This is a genomic window from Psychrobacter sp. DAB_AL62B (genome assembly GCF_028895345.1).
Taxonomy (GTDB): domain Bacteria; phylum Pseudomonadota; class Gammaproteobacteria; order Pseudomonadales; family Moraxellaceae; genus Psychrobacter.
Window position 1 is genome coordinate 325353 of the sequence record NZ_SAXC01000003.1, and the last position, 15108, is coordinate 340460.

Sequence of the window (15108 nt, forward strand, 5' to 3'; positions counted from 1 at the left end):
AGCACTTTATAGCAGTAACATAAAAAGCCGCTCTACATTATGTAGGTCGGCTTTTTTATTTGTGTTCATTAGGAATTTAAATTAGGGATTTAGGTTTTAGTTAGAAGGCTTATCATCGCTACTGTCGGTGCTATCAATATTGTTAATGTTATCGGCATCATCTACCCGATTTTCCTTTAACTCTGCTGAGTATTTACGTACATGGTTTTTATCCATCAACTCACGCTTCAGATTTGTTAGGTGTGCATCATTTTTGAATAATTTACGATAGAGGGCTTTTACCATTCTATAAATTAAATACAGAACACCAGCAAGTACGACTAACCACCACAATTGTATTAAGCCCAGTACAAAAGATCTCAGCATCTCCCAGCCATGTTTAAATGCTTGCTTCACTTGTGCGCCAAAACTTGGACGCTCAGCATCTAATAGCACATCTAGATTTTGCGTGATTTCTTTATAACTGATATCCGGCTGCATAAAGGTCAAGCGGATGGTGCTGTATTTAACTTTGTCAATGATATCCATCTGCTCAAGCTTAGCCAGATCTTGCTGACGACGCGCGGCATAAGTGGCAGTGATAGCATCGACATTACTGCTTTGATCTTTATTATTCTTACTATCTAGTCGCTCTTGGCTGAGCTCACTTGCCATATCACTACCCAGCTGACTTGCCAGCTTTTCGCGATAAATATCTAAGGTGACGTCCTCAGCAGTAAATTCCTGTCCATTTAAAAAAGCCACTTGCGGTTGTAGTTGTGCTAAAAACTTATTGATGTTGACACGCGGAACCCGAACCGTCATTTCAGCTTGACGAGTATAAGTGGTGATCGTAATGTTTTTATCATCTTGTACAAAGGTACGGCTATCATTTGGATGGTTGCTAATATTACTGAGCGCCACATAGCCACCCTGTTGCCGCGTCAAGTTCTCAATGGCAGCGCTACTCTTGACGACGTCTTTGACCTTAAAATTTGCACTTGCCGTTATCAGTAGCTCTTTGCCAGCGATTTGAATATCCGCCACTTGGCTGCCAAGTGTTTGTTCACTGTCACCTGATAGATTATCAATACTTAAATCGTTAGAAGTAGGCTTAGCATTTGATGTATTATCAGCTGAATCAGATGAATCAGATGAATCAGATGAATCAGCTGCCACATCGGACATAATGCCATTTATCTCACTATTATCAGTAGCCTCCTCCGTTGCAGACTGAACCGATTCCATATCAGCACTGCTCTCTGCATATTCAGAAGAGTCACTACAACCGCCTATGAATATCAGTGAGCCTAATATTGTCGGCAGCACTATTGGTAATACCAAGGTTTTAAAACTCACTACTTTGTAAGAGTCACTGGCGTCACACTTATTTTGTTCACATGGCTTTATTGTTTTAACATCCAAACCAGTTTTGGATATATCAGCTGTAGGTTTTATCATTTGATCAATCGCCTATAATCTACTTTTGTTTAATAATTAACTTTGATTATAATGATTACTTATTAAAAGTATATCTTTAATGTTTGGACTTTCTACTTATACAAAAATCTTTACTTGTCATTAATGGATAGCTTTCATACGATGGTAGTTACTTAAACTTATTAGAGTCATTAGGAGCCGTCATGCAAGAGATAGAGCTGAAGTTTTTGGTGCCAGAGTTGCGATTAAAAGGTTTGATGCGTCAAGCGAAAGTCAAATCTTCACAGGTGACGCAAATGGCTGCTCATTATTATGATACACCTGATCAGCAACTTGCACAGGCCGGTATTGGCTTGCGTATTCGTCTTGAGGGTAACACTTGGGTACAGACCATCAAAGCTGGCGGTGACGGTATTGCGGCGCGTTTAGAGCACAATTCGACGTTGGACAATGAGCAGGTACAAGCGATGCTCGACAATAACGACCTAATGCCTGATTTAAGCATTTATAAAGACACCGCTATTGCCCCAGCGTTGGCAGATTTTAAGCTCAAAAAACTGGCTAAAAAATTGACACGGCTTTATGTAACTGATGTAGAGCGCACCACTAGATTACTCATAGAAGCTGGCAGCAATGAAATTGATGTTAGCGATAATAGCATTGAAGTGGCATATGACCATGGAGAAATCATCCATGGTGGTGACGATACTCAGCGAGACGCCATTCAAGAGATAGAGTTTGAGTTCGTATCAGGAGATTTGGATTTTTTATTTGCGACAGCTAAAACTTGGTGTAAGCGCTATAAATTATGCTTATCCACTGTGACCAAAGCCGAACGTGGGGGCTTACTTATCAAAGGACAACACCACAGCCCTGCTATTAGCGCTAACCTTAGTGAGCTTAATATAAATAAAGACAGTAGTATGCCCGCTTTTTTACGCGCAGTCGTCCATAACTGTCTATTACAAATACTACCGAACAGCAGTGCTATCGTGGGTGGCAGCACTTACCATGAACACGTTTTGCAACTGTACATCGGTATTTGCCGCTTACGTACTGCGCTAAGCGCATTTGCCAGCTTCTCTGATGAAGTCAATCCTGATTGGTTGCTCATAATCAAACAAACAGCGACTTTACTCAGCGACTATTACGATCTTAGCTATCTTGCTACCCATATTGAGCCAATGCTACAGGAACATGGCGCACCAATGGTAGATTGGACCGCAGATGTTGAAGCTATAAAAATAACACCTATCGATGCGGTCAGCGCCAATGACTTTCAGCTGACTTTACTGGAGCTGATTGCTTTTACCATGAGCGACCCTAGCCTTGAACCACAAGCAGATAAGATTGCTTTAGATCATCTCACAAAAATACTGTCTAAACAGCAGGCAAAGTTTCTTAAAACCGAGGAAAGACTGAATGATGTAATCAATGCTAAGCCTGACAGTGACAGCCTTGATTCAACTAGATCTGATTCAACCAGTGCTGATTCAAAAAATATTGGCTTGAAAAACAATGATAAATATCAAGCGCAGCAGCAATTACACTATCAGCTTAACAACCTACGTTATATTGGTGAGCTTGCCGCACCTTTATATGGCAAAAAGAAAACCAAACGCTGGCTGAAACGCGTGGTAAAAGCACAAAAATCACTCGGTAAACAAGTCGATATGACTTATTATCAGCAGTGCTATCAACATAAAGCACTCACTGATCTTAATGCCTTATACGGCGTGGGATGGTTTGCTGCTATTTTAAAAGATGACTCCAAACGCTTACAAAAGCAGTTAGACCGTATTGAAGGTTGTGCAACGTTTTGGTAAAAATGAATAGTATAACTTTGGCTTGCTCGTATTAACCTTATGAGCTATTAAATTGGTATAAACATAAAAAAGACAGCATCATGAATATGAGCTGTCTTTTTTATGTTTTTTTACTTTATTAATAACTGATCAATCATTTAATCCAAATACTTTCATACGCTCATTAAGCGGCTGATAAGTTTTTTTACCAGCAGGTTCAAGGATATTGCCAAATGGCATTTGCGCGATTAGATCCCAATTTTTAGGAACTGAAAATGCCACTGCGACATCCTCATCAATCAGCGGATTGTAGTGCTGGAGACTCGCACCAACATCTAGCGTACGTAATTCTGTCCACATAGCATACTGATGCATTGCTGAGGTCTGATGCGCCCACAGAGGGAACTTATCAGCATATAAGGCAAAATTATCTTGCAACGATTTTGTGACTTCTTTGTCTTCATAAAACAGAACCGTGCCTGCCCCTGCTCGAAAGCTGTCCATCTTTTGTTTGCTACTTACAAAATCACCATCGCCTATTTCTTGACGCAACTTACCTTCGGCAATATCCCACACCTGTTTATGTTGCTCGCCAAATAACACGATTAGCCTAGATGACTGAGAGTTAAAGGCAGATGGTGTATGTAGCAGCACGCGCTCGGCAATATTAACAATCGCTCTTGGATCTACTGGTAAATCGTTACCTAAAGCATAGATAGTACGACGTTCATCAAAAGCTTGTTGTAGACTTACTAGACTGGATGTAGTCATTATTATTTTCCTCGTAATTATTATTAATATACTTAAGAGAGTAGGATTATATATTCTTGATAGTTAGCAACTATTTTCAAAGATTCACCATCTAGGTAAATATTGTAGCAAATAACTTAATATCGGTACGTTATTGTTAATTTTATTTTATAAATAACCTTGTAAGTGACTGTTGTAAACTCGTCTGCTATAAAGTCATCTTCTATAGCGGTAAGAATATTAGTAAATTTTATGACGCCGCATATGATTACTGTTTTAGACTATTCATAAATATTAGTGATGTGAGCAATGCCACTAACGTCATCGATATCATAAACATCATTAATAATAGAAACGGGCGTGCCTTCATCTACCTGCGCGAACAATTCAATAATATCCTGATTGCGCATACGTATACAGCCATGTGAAAGCGGTACACCCATAGGCTCACTGTCTGGTGTGCCATGAATATAAATATAGCGCTGATAAGTATCGCAACTGCCTTCGCTATTGCTACCTTTATTAAATCCTTCCTCAATACCGCTTAACCATAAAATGCGGCTCAATATCCAATCGCGTTCAGGATATAACGCACCAAAAGCTTCATCATATATCTCGCCAGTAGCTACACGACCAATAAATACGGCATTACTAGGCGCGCTTAAACCTATTTTTTCTGCGATCACATGTTTGCCGAGTGGCGTACAGCCACTGTCTTGTTGGCTGCCTATGCCGTTTTTAGCGGTAGATACGGTGTATTGAGCAACAACTTTTTGCTGTTTGTATAGCGTCAAAGTTTGCTGAGCAATGTTAATGACTAGCTGCGTCAAAAGGTTTTCGTTATTTATCATAGCTGTATTCCATCTGTCATGCAGTTCATATATATCATTACTGACAGCGTTATAAAAAATGAATGAAGTTTTCTATTATTAAGGGATTGTATCAAGACATTTGGCACCGTAATATAGGGGCACACTTTTTGATGCTAGCAGATTATGACGACTATTTCACCGGCACGTGTGTCGATGTATGATTTTCTATATCAAGATACCAAGCCTATGGTGTCATTATTGGCAGATGCCGCTCAGCTTTCACTACCGCAAGCGCGTTTAGCCATGGACGCCAGTTTACAAGCGATTGTCAGTGCCCTTCTCGCTTATCAGCAGCGGCACACAGGACAAATTGTTAGCAAAAAACTGTTTGGGCGTCATGCGGTCAAAGAGCTACGGCAGTATAACTCTATGAACTTTGCGACCCTCAATGCAACGTTATATCATCGTCATGATGCAGCCGATGCGATATTCAATGATAATGCGCGTGTGATCAAAGCCAGCGCTCATATTGCCGCACAGATTGACGCGACAACGCCACAAGTGCAAATTTTACTTACCTCTCTATGCGTTATCGTGCTGCGTGAGCTGGCTATTTTAGTGGAATATAGCCAACTTGATAATGATGAAATTAATAAATGGTTTGCTTTACAACCACAGTTTTTATCCGCAGCACGTTTTGCGGCCAGCCAGCCAAAGCCAGCATCTGTCGCATTAGCTGATACTAACGATGACAAAGCACTTATTTTACCAGCAAAAAACTCTTTAGAAGTAGAGTCAGAAGGTAGCTCAGAGCGGCGTTTATTAAACGCTGAGCAGCTGTCAGGTAAACCGCCACCTTTTGATCCTTACTGGTACGAGCTGACAGCATTCCAACCCGAGCATTATGAGCCTGTGCAAGACATGCAACTGGCCACAGGGAATTATTTAAAAGTGATTGGCCGCTCATCTGAAAACATCCAGCAAGGCAAGCATAATGATTTATTGGTGTTTGCAAAGATGACTGCTATCACCTTGCCACACCAGCGCTGGTTGCTACAATTGGCCAAGATTTCAGAAATATACTTGCAGCGCAATCGTTTAAGGATAACATCTGAACCTGCCAACCCACCAAAGCCGCCGCTGGTCAGCTTAGGATTAATCGGTGGCAATAATGACAATACGCCGACAACAACCAGCGAAAAGCCGATTGAGTACGAGGCATCAATACCCCTCTGGAAAAACCCTGTTATTTTGATTATCATTCTTGTTATCGGTTTGCTTAGTGGACTAGCAACCCTCAAATACTACAAGCAAAAATCTGACAGTATCAGGCTTGCCAAAGAACAGCTGTTAGAGCAGAAGCCTAGTGCGGAAGAGCGTCAGCAGCAAGATGTGGCTATCGTAATGGTAGACGAAGATGAGCCTAATGATGAAAAAGTAGAAAAAACTAAGTAGAAAAACCGCTATCAAAAACTAGTATTTAAAAAGTGTATTAATAAAAACATATCAGCAATAAAAAAACAGAGGCGCTATATAAATAGCGCCTCTGTTTTTTATGTGTGATTTAACTGAAAAGCTTTCAGCTAAAAAAAATTATTTAGATAAATCGCGACCACGGCTGGCTTCAATCGCCAAACGTAGACCATTTAAACGAATGAAGCCTTCTGCGTCTTTTTGATCATAAGCGCCTGCATCATCTTCGAAAGTCGCAATTTTTTCATCAAATAATGAATCATCTGATTTACGACCCACGACGCTAACAGCACCTTTATATAACTTTAAGCGTACCGTACCATTGACATATTCTTGTGATTTATCAATCAAGGCCTGTAGCATCATACGCTCAGGGCTGAACCAATAGCCGTTATAGATAATCTTAGCGTAACGTGGCATCAGCTCATCTTTTAGATGCGCCGCTTCACGGTCAAGCGTCAATGATTCAATACCGCGATGCGCTTTTAGCATAATAGTACCAGCTGGCGTTTCGTAACAGCCACGTGACTTCATACCAACATAACGGTTTTCAACGATATCTAAGCGTCCAATACCATGCTTACCACCAATATCATTAAGCTTAATCATAATCTCGTATGGCTTAAGCTTTTCGCCATCGATAGCAACGATGTCGCCTTTTTCATACTCTAACTCTAGATATTGCGGCACGTCCGGTGCTTCTTCAGGGCTGACTGACCAGCGCCACATATCGTCTTCTGCTTCAGCATACGGATCTTCTAAGATGCCGCCTTCATAAGAGATATGTAATAAGTTAGCGTCCATTGAGTAAGGAGATTTGGTCTTATTACCGGCATAATCAATGGCAATATTATGCTCTTTCGCATATTCCATCAAGCTTTCACGGCTAGACAAATCCCATTCACGCCACGGCGCAATGGTGACCACATCAGGAGACAAAGCAACAGCACCGAGCTCAAACCGGACTTGGTCATTACCTTTACCGGTCGCACCATGACTGATCGCATCAGCGTTATGTTCTTTTGCAATTTCAACCAAACGCTTGGCGATTAGTGGACGCGCAATAGAAGTACCGAGTAAATACTCACCTTCATAGATAGCATTGGCACGGAACATTGGGAACACATAATCACGGGCAAACTCTTCGCGCAAGTCTTCAATATGGATATGTTTGATACCCATTGCTTCAGCTTTGGCACGTGCAGGCTCAACTTCTTCACCTTGACCAATGTCAGCGGTGAAAGTAATCACTTCCGCATCATAGGTTTCTTGTAGCCATCTGGCGATGATTGAGGTGTCAAGACCACCTGAATATGCCAACACGATTTTATTAATAGTTTTCGGATCAAGCTGAGCCATGAATAACTCCTAATATAAGAATTTATTGTCGAATAAATTTAATGGGAAGTAAAAATACTAATGATAAGTCGAAATTAAAGAAAAATAGGTTGCCTGCTCAGTGTACATCATATTTACTATCGGCAAAAGTGGCACTGCCATTAGCTACGAGGTTTTCGCTTATATTTAGAAGCTACTTAATCAATAATTACACTTTTTACAGTAGACTTAACACACTATCAAACCCTGATATATTAAAAAATCGCCGATAATTTATGTATAGATATCTAGCCACATATTTAGTCAAGTAGGCAAATCTGTTATGATAGCAGCACAGCAAGACTCCCTTTTACTCCCATATATGACGATATAGAGCGCGATGTTACTATGACTGATTCGATTAGAGAATTAACCATCCTTCAGCCAGATGATTGGCATATTCATTTGCGTGACGATAAAGCGTTGGCAACCACAGTCCCTCATGCAGCAGAGAGCTTTAACCGCGTTATCTGTATGCCAAATCTGGTGCCGCCTGTTAAGAATGTCGATGATGCTCATGCCTACCGTGCGCGTATCATGCAACATCTAGAAGCCAGTGATTTGACTGCTGAGCGTAAGGCTGCTTTTGACCCGCGCATGACTTTGTATCTCACCGATACAACCACCGCGCAAGATATCGAGATGGCCGCAAAATCAGGTATTGTACAAGCGGTCAAACTTTATCCTGCTGGTGCCACCACCAACTCTGCTGATGGCGTCACCGACATCAACGCCTGCGTGGATATATTTGAGGCATTAGAAAAATATAATCTTCCACTGCTGCTACATGGTGAAGTGACTCACGATCATGTCGATATTTTTGACCGTGAAAAGCGCTTTTTAGACGAGGTGTTGGCACAAATTATCACAAAATTCCCCACCATGAAAATTGTGATGGAGCATATCACCACCAGTGATGCAGCTGACTTTGTCTTGTCACAAGGTAACCAAATTGCCGCCACTATTACGCCGCAGCATTTGATGTTTAACCGCAATCATTTATTGCTTGGTGGTATCAAACCACACTTTTATTGCTTGCCTATTTTAAAGCGTGAAAGCCATCAAAAAGTATTATTAGATGTGGCGACCAGTGGCAATCCAAAATTCTTTTTAGGCACTGACTCTGCTCCCCATGCGACCGATAAAAAAGAAGCTGCTTGTGGCTGTGCTGGCTGTTATAGCTCAGCGACTGCGCTACCGCTATACGCTACAGCGTTCGATAGCGTTGGTAAAATCGACAAATTAGAAGGGTTTACTAGCCGATTTGGCGCGCAATTCTACGGTCTACCCATCAATGAGAGCACTATTACTCTCATCAACGTACCTATGCAAGTGCCGACAGCCTACCCTTATTTTGATGGTAGCTCATTAACACCGCTGATGGCAGGCGAAACCTTACCTTGGTCTATTAAAGGCTAACGTTTACTAAGTATGGCCTAGCGCACTCTATTTTTATAGATTAGAGTTACCTCTATTTTATCCTACAATATCAATGCCGCCCTTATATTAAAAGGGTACATTTATATCGTAGGATGTTTGTTTTTTAACTCAACTCTTTCATTAAATACCACAGCTCGACTGATAAAAGCGATTTAACCTGATATGACCACTCAAAATGATGCCGCCTTACCTAAAAATAATTTATCCAACAATGTAGAAGACCACCTCGATGTTGCGCCAAGTATTTCTACTGAAAACACCGCAACAAAAGAACCAGCGCCCATGAGCTTAAAAGATCGTTTTCGTAAGTTTCTACCTGTCGTCGTTGATGTTGAAACCGCAGGCTTTAACGCGCAAACCGATGCGTTATTAGAAATTGCTTGTATTCCTGTGCTACTTAATGAGCAAGGCGTATTTTATCCAGGTGAGGCTTTCAATGCGCATATCGAACCTTTTGAAGGCGCAAATCTTGAGCCAAGCGCGCTGGCTTTTACCGGTATAGATCCAAACAATCCGCTACGTAAAGCGATTGCTGAAGATGAGAAAACAGCTCTACGCCGTATTTTTAAAGGTTTAAAAGAAGTACGCCGTGCTGAAGACTGCCGTCAATGTGTTTTAATTGGACATAATGCGCACTTCGATTTGGCGTTCTTAAATGCCGCGGTCTTACGTACCAATAATAAAAGCCACAATCCTTTTCATAACTTCTCAGTCTTTGATACCGTGACCTTATCAGCACTCGCATTTGGACAGACGGTGCTTGCACGCGCCTGTAAAGCGGCAGGGCTTGATTTTGATGGCAATGACGCTCACTCAGCGCTATATGACACACAAAAGACTGCTGAGCTGTTTTGCCACATCCTTAACTCTTATCCTATGCTAAGCAATGCTTTACACGCACCGGCCGTTGAAGAAGCATCGAATGAAGACACATCAAACAATAACTAAACAATAGGGAGCTATTTTTAAATTATACTTATTATTAAGTATTAGAAAAAAATAATACTTACTTGTTAACTTTATGACTTATTAAATTTATAACTTTGTTATCTAGATTTTTTAATTAATATGGATATGGTTAATGCAATAATAAGTAGGTCAACTGTCAGCCCAGCTGGTCATTGTGTATTATCTAAGTGGAATTGATAGCTCACTTATTGTTTTTGTCTTTGAGGACACCCTAATATCCTATAAATGGTTTAAGTAGTTCACACTAACTTGATAGCAATTGTTATCAGGGCTTAATAGGAGGGACTTTATTATGGATCCACAACTCAAGTTATGGGGCACCATTATCGGTTATATGCTGCTTGCTTTAACCATTAGCGCATGTACCTCCTTATGGATTCGCTATCATTTAAAGCGTAATGACCTACATCCGCGCCGAGCCCTCAAAAAAAGATATTTAATTTTAAAAAGACGAAGAAAAAGGCTTGACAGAAAACGCAGAGGCTATTAGAATACGCACCACTTCAACATAAATGGTGAAAGCAGTTGAAGCGTTGTTACTAGTCCCCATCGTCTAGAGGCCTAGGACACCGCCCTTTCACGGCGGTAACGGGGGTTCGAATCCCCCTGGGGACGCCACTAACTGGCGTCACTTGTTAGCAAGTTTGCTGCAAAGCATTCAATAAGACTGATAAGCGTACCACCGAAAAGCCCCCTCATAATTTATTATGAGGGGGCTTTTTTTATGTCTATTGCTTTCTTTAAAGCTGATGCAGCTATCGTTAATTCACTTTAAAAACGAGAACGTGTTGCTGAGATTGGTTTTTCACAGTCTCTGCCACGCTTGTAAGTAGCAAGATAAAATAATTTATAGCAGTAATACATGGTTATCAAAGCACCGATTCATAGTATCGATTTTACCTTGATAGCTATGCTATTCCACTTCTCAACTACTCGTAATTATCTATGCGCTGTGATTTTACTTCTAACCGTTAATTTAGCTTTCATATTTTTAGGAAAATAAAAAGCCAGCAATTTATGCTGGCTTATTACTTAATGAGCGAATGAACGCTGTATATCTAGAAACCCCACCAAATTTTATCTGCTAATATCAACCATAATAGTGCCAATACAATTAGCCCACCCAATACGGTCTGAATTAAGAAGAAGGCTTGGTGCTGCCCCACTACTTTTCCTAACGTCAAACCTAAGGTACTATACTTTATAGGATGGGTATCAATATCGACGTTTTCTTGCTGCTCTTCGTAGTGCTGTTGCAAAATATTTAAAAACTGCTGCCATTCATTAGGCTGCCAGCTATCGGGCTTAAATGGCATAAAGGCTTTAAGCTTGGGCTCATTAACCATCCAGCGCTCAAGCGTAATAGAGCGTAATGACCAATTAGAAAAATGGCGCTCAGAGAGTACTGAAAAATCCAATATTTTTAGGTCTTTGTGGCGATCATCTACCAATAAGCGATTTTTGAGATTGGTCAATGCTTGCTCAGAACCTTCTACATATTGGAAAAAGTAGCCGTTGCCGTAGCAAAGAATACCTGTAATATTATCGACTTTGTTGTGCTTAATCGCGATTTCTGCAATGTCGTTAAGCGTGCTGGCATTTGAAAGCCCAGTTGCAGTAATATGGCTCAGATATACAAGCTGGCAGAGATCTGGCGTTACTGGATTGGTCGAATCATTGACCGTTGACAATCAGCTTCTCCCTATTATTAGGTAAATATAGCTAAGACAACCATACTCATTTTAGAAAAAACATAGAGACAAGACCTTAAAAAACAATCATTCGGCTTGGTATATTATTGATTTTATAAATGTTTATATTAATTGTATTAAGTTGGTTACATCATAGGTTAGTTTAGTCATCAAAGCAATATATCTTTATCTTGGGTAACAACTTATTAACTTCCAACAATGTTTTAGAAATATTCTTATTAGGGTTTTTAAATATGTTTTTAGAGAAGTTATAGAATAAAGGACTAATACTTTATCGTAGGAAGGAAAAATTTGTAGGGTTACTTAGACAATATCGAACTGACTTTGGTTAGCTATAATCGATAAATTTTAAAAGAATAGAGTGGTGATGAGATGAATTTCTCAAGACCTCTAAGATGCAAAGAGCACAGCACGCGAAAGAGCCTCATGTTAGCAAAAGGCTATTGGGGGTGTATTTCTTATGTACTAAGTTGACTATAGTGATGATTATTGTGATTGAGCAGTAAGAATCGCTGCGAGCAATATCGCATCGTCAGGATAAGTTAGCTTAATATTTTGGCGACTGCCTGTGACTAGACGAATCGGCAATTTCAAGTATTCAAAAGCACTGGCTTCATCGGTGATAGCAAGCTTATGCTCAGAGACATAGGCTAATACTTGTTTCAATTGACCGAGTCGAAATACTTGCGGCGTTTGTGCTTGCCACATATTACTGCGATCAATCGTTTTTTGGGCATAAGCGTGCGGGATATGATGGTCGCTACAGCCATTGATAAGCTCAGCTTTAGCGCTAAGCTCCTTGCAGAGTAATGCTGTGTCAGACGATGAGTACGCCTGCTTTAGAGTGTCAGTAACCGGTGTCGCTAAGATAGCACCGTAAGGCTCTAGCATCGCCGCCTTAATGACTTGATCGATATCATGGCTGGGCACAGCGGGACGCGCCGCATCATGGATTACAACTAAATCCGTTGTAGCAGCGCCTGCATTGATAACCGCCTCTACTCCTGCCTGTACCGATTGCCAACGTTCAGCACCGCCAATAGCATAATAAATAGGAAGCGCAAAATTTAGTGTCTGTGCAGTGCTGTCATCTGCTGCCACGACCAATAAGCAGCTATCGATATAAGCACTATCAGCAAGTCGCGCCACACTGTGCTGTAGCAATGTTTGCCCTTGAAGCATCGTATATTGCTTGGCAATAGAGGCGCCAAAACGACTACCACGACCAGCAGCGACAATCATAGCGTGTATATTAGGGGTGGTATTCATAAGACGGGGTTCATAAGGCGGGGTTCGTAAAATAGTATTCATGGGTTGATTCCATGACTATATGATTGGAGCTGAATAAATACTGATAAGAACAGAGGCTTAAAGTTGCGCGAAACCATCATTATTAATAACGGCTCATTGCGATGGGTGCAAAAATTAATAACGACTGTGTGTGGTTGGTGCCGTTGATACTTGTACAAAGGTTTCATTTGGCTTAATCAAGCCTAAATCTAAACGAGCATGTTCTTCTACAGCCTCAAGACCTGTCTTTAAATCATTTACGTCCGTACGTAATAAGTTATTTGCTAATACTTGGTTGTCATTTAAGCGTTGCTGCTCTTCAACCTGAGTCAGGAGCTTATTATGCTCAAATCGACCATTTTCACCCAGCCAATATTGATATTGCAGTCCTAACAGCACGGCAACGGCTAAAGCAAGTAGTATAAATTGGCTAAAGTATTTCATAAGCTGATAACGCCAAACGATATAGAGATAATAGAATAAAAACTGGCTAATCTTGCTAAGCGATATATAAACAATTATATATCGCCCAGCGTTAGCTATAAGTTCAGCTCATTAGCCACGTAGACCGATAAACTCTTCACGGCCACGATAGCTGGCACGTACTTGCTGCTCGATACGTAGCAGCTGATTGTATTTTGCGACACGGTCTGAGCGGCATAATGAACCAGTTTTGATCTGACCAGCAGCAGTACCAACCGCTAAATCAGCAATGGTGCTGTCTTCGGTTTCACCTGAACGATGTGAAATGATGGTTGCATAGCCATTTTTCTTCGCCAGATAAATAGCATCTAGGGTTTCTGATAACGTACCGATTTGGTTAAATTTAATCAAAATGGCATTGGCAATATGTTTATCAATACCTTCTTGCAAAATAGCGGGATTGGTCACAAATAAATCATCACCGACCAATTGAACTTTATCGCCAATCTGCTCAGTCAAATATTTCCAGCCATCCCAATCTGACTCATCAAGACCATCTTCGATGGAAATAATAGGATATTGACGTGCTAATCCTACTAGATAGTCTGAGAATCCTTGGCTATCAAAGGCTTTATTACCTTCGCCTGCCAAGATATATTTACCATCTTTGTAGAACTCAGTAGCTGCGCAATCTAAGGCTAGATGAATGTCTTCACCTGCTTTATAACCGACTTGCTCAATCGCTTGCATGATAACCGTAATAGCTTCTTCATTGCTACGAAGATTTGGTGCAAAGCCGCCTTCGTCACCCACTGAAGTACTTAAACCTTGTGATTTTAGAACAGACTTTAAGCTGTGAAAAATCTCAGTACCAGCACGTAGCGCTTCTGAAAAGCTGGTAAAACCAACTGGCTCAATCATAAACTCTTGAATATCAACCGTGTTATCCGCATGCTCGCCACCGTTTAAAATGTTCATCATTGGCACAGGCATCGTCAACGAAGTCTGATTACGCAAATTGGCAATATATTGATGCAGCGGTAAGCTTTGCGACTGCGCGGCAGCTTTTGCGGCAGCAAGTGAGACCGCAAGTATAGCATTGGCGCCAAGGTTGTCTTTGTTGTCTGTACCATCCAACGCAATCATAGTGTCATCGATGTTCTGCTGCTCACTAACGTCCTTATCCATTAAAGCGCTACGGATTTGGCTATTGACATTGGCAACCGCTTTTCTGACGCCTTTACCCATATAGCGATCTTTGTCACCATCGCGTATCTCAACGGCTTCACGTGAGCCAGTTGATGCGCCACTTGGTACTGCGGCGCGTCCGATAGTGCCATCCGCTAAGATAACATCGGCTTCAATCGTTGGGTTACCGCGCGAGTCTAAAATCTCACGAGCGCGAATGTCTTTAATTGCGGTGACGTTGTTGGTTTCTTCAGCGTACATAATGTCTGTTAATTCCTTTGGTCATGCCAAGTTTGTGGGATAAATAACGGCAACTAGAATACAAAAAAGATAAAGCAAAATATCGTATAGCATATGCGCCCAAAACAGCTTTGCATATTGTTACAATCGGCTGATTTTAAGCACTATTTTTTAGCTATATTAAAGGTCTATTTAGTGTATTAATAGCCG

The 15108-nt window shown here is 40.9% G+C and carries 12 protein-coding genes and 1 tRNA gene; 5 read left to right on the forward strand and 8 right to left on the reverse strand.

The window, feature by feature from the left end:
• Window positions 1–96 precede the first annotated feature (96 nt).
• Window positions 97–1440, reverse strand: a complete 1344-nt coding sequence (locus tag EPB74_RS06495; protein ID WP_274903424.1) for a DUF4349 domain-containing protein — start codon at window positions 1438–1440, stop codon at window positions 97–99.
• Window positions 1441–1622: 182 nt separating this feature from the next.
• Between EPB74_RS06495 and EPB74_RS06500 the strand changes: the two genes are divergently transcribed.
• On the forward strand, window positions 1623–3245 hold the full coding sequence (locus EPB74_RS06500) for a CYTH and CHAD domain-containing protein (RefSeq protein WP_274903429.1): 1623 nt from the start codon (window positions 1623–1625) through the stop codon (window positions 3243–3245).
• A gap of 129 nt (window positions 3246–3374) precedes the next feature.
• On the opposite strand, the gene EPB74_RS06505 is transcribed toward EPB74_RS06500, so the two are convergent.
• Together EPB74_RS06505 and EPB74_RS06510 are read right to left on the reverse strand one after the other, a co-directional pair.
• A complete protein-coding gene (locus tag EPB74_RS06505) occupies window positions 3375–3995 on the reverse strand; it encodes a nitroreductase family protein (protein WP_089554105.1) in 621 nt (206 codons plus the stop codon).
• A 260-nt stretch (window positions 3996–4255) separates the two neighbouring features.
• The gene (locus tag EPB74_RS06510; protein WP_274903431.1) at window positions 4256–4825 is read right to left on the reverse strand and encodes a L,D-transpeptidase; all 570 of its coding nucleotides are present in this window, start codon (window positions 4823–4825) and stop codon (window positions 4256–4258) included.
• A 144-nt stretch (window positions 4826–4969) separates the two neighbouring features.
• Between EPB74_RS06510 and EPB74_RS06515 the strand changes: the two genes are divergently transcribed.
• Complete coding sequence (locus EPB74_RS06515; RefSeq protein WP_274903432.1) at window positions 4970–6241, forward strand: hypothetical protein; 1272 nt, start codon at window positions 4970–4972, stop codon at window positions 6239–6241.
• Window positions 6242–6379: 138 nt separating this feature from the next.
• Here the strand turns inward: EPB74_RS06515 and EPB74_RS06520 are convergent, their stop codons facing one another.
• The gene (locus EPB74_RS06520) at window positions 6380–7618 is read right to left on the reverse strand and encodes an argininosuccinate synthase (RefSeq protein WP_079692353.1); all 1239 of its coding nucleotides are present in this window, start codon (window positions 7616–7618) and stop codon (window positions 6380–6382) included.
• 366 nt (window positions 7619–7984) lie between these two features.
• On the opposite strand from EPB74_RS06520, the gene pyrC reads away from it, so the two are divergent.
• The 3 genes from pyrC to EPB74_RS06535 all read left to right on the forward strand — a co-directional run bounded on the left by pyrC (window position 7985) and on the right by EPB74_RS06535 (window position 10663).
• Complete coding sequence (gene pyrC / locus EPB74_RS06525) at window positions 7985–9055, forward strand: dihydroorotase (protein WP_079692354.1); 1071 nt, start codon at window positions 7985–7987, stop codon at window positions 9053–9055.
• A 183-nt stretch (window positions 9056–9238) separates the two neighbouring features.
• Window positions 9239–10024: a ribonuclease T gene (gene rnt / locus EPB74_RS06530; protein WP_274903434.1), complete on the forward strand. Its 786-nt coding sequence runs from the start codon at window positions 9239–9241 to the stop codon at window positions 10022–10024.
• Window positions 10025–10587: 563 nt separating this feature from the next.
• Window positions 10588–10663 (forward strand) — tRNA-Glu (locus EPB74_RS06535).
• 440 nt (window positions 10664–11103) lie between these two features.
• Here the strand turns inward: EPB74_RS06535 and EPB74_RS06540 are convergent.
• From EPB74_RS06540 to eno, 4 genes are all read right to left on the reverse strand, one after another.
• The gene (locus EPB74_RS06540; RefSeq protein WP_079692356.1) at window positions 11104–11736 is read right to left on the reverse strand and encodes a BLUF domain-containing protein; all 633 of its coding nucleotides are present in this window, start codon (window positions 11734–11736) and stop codon (window positions 11104–11106) included.
• Between the two features lie 507 nt (window positions 11737–12243).
• Window positions 12244–13068 (reverse strand): IspD/TarI family cytidylyltransferase, encoded by an 825-nt coding sequence (locus EPB74_RS06545; protein WP_274903435.1) that lies wholly within the window; start codon window positions 13066–13068, stop codon window positions 12244–12246.
• Between the two features lie 114 nt (window positions 13069–13182).
• Window positions 13183–13491 (reverse strand): FtsB family cell division protein, encoded by a 309-nt coding sequence (locus tag EPB74_RS06550; RefSeq protein WP_079692357.1) that lies wholly within the window; start codon window positions 13489–13491, stop codon window positions 13183–13185.
• A gap of 111 nt (window positions 13492–13602) precedes the next feature.
• Window positions 13603–14919: a phosphopyruvate hydratase gene (gene eno / locus EPB74_RS06555; protein ID WP_079692358.1), complete on the reverse strand. Its 1317-nt coding sequence runs from the start codon at window positions 14917–14919 to the stop codon at window positions 13603–13605.
• Window positions 14920–15108: the final 189 nt, after the last annotated feature.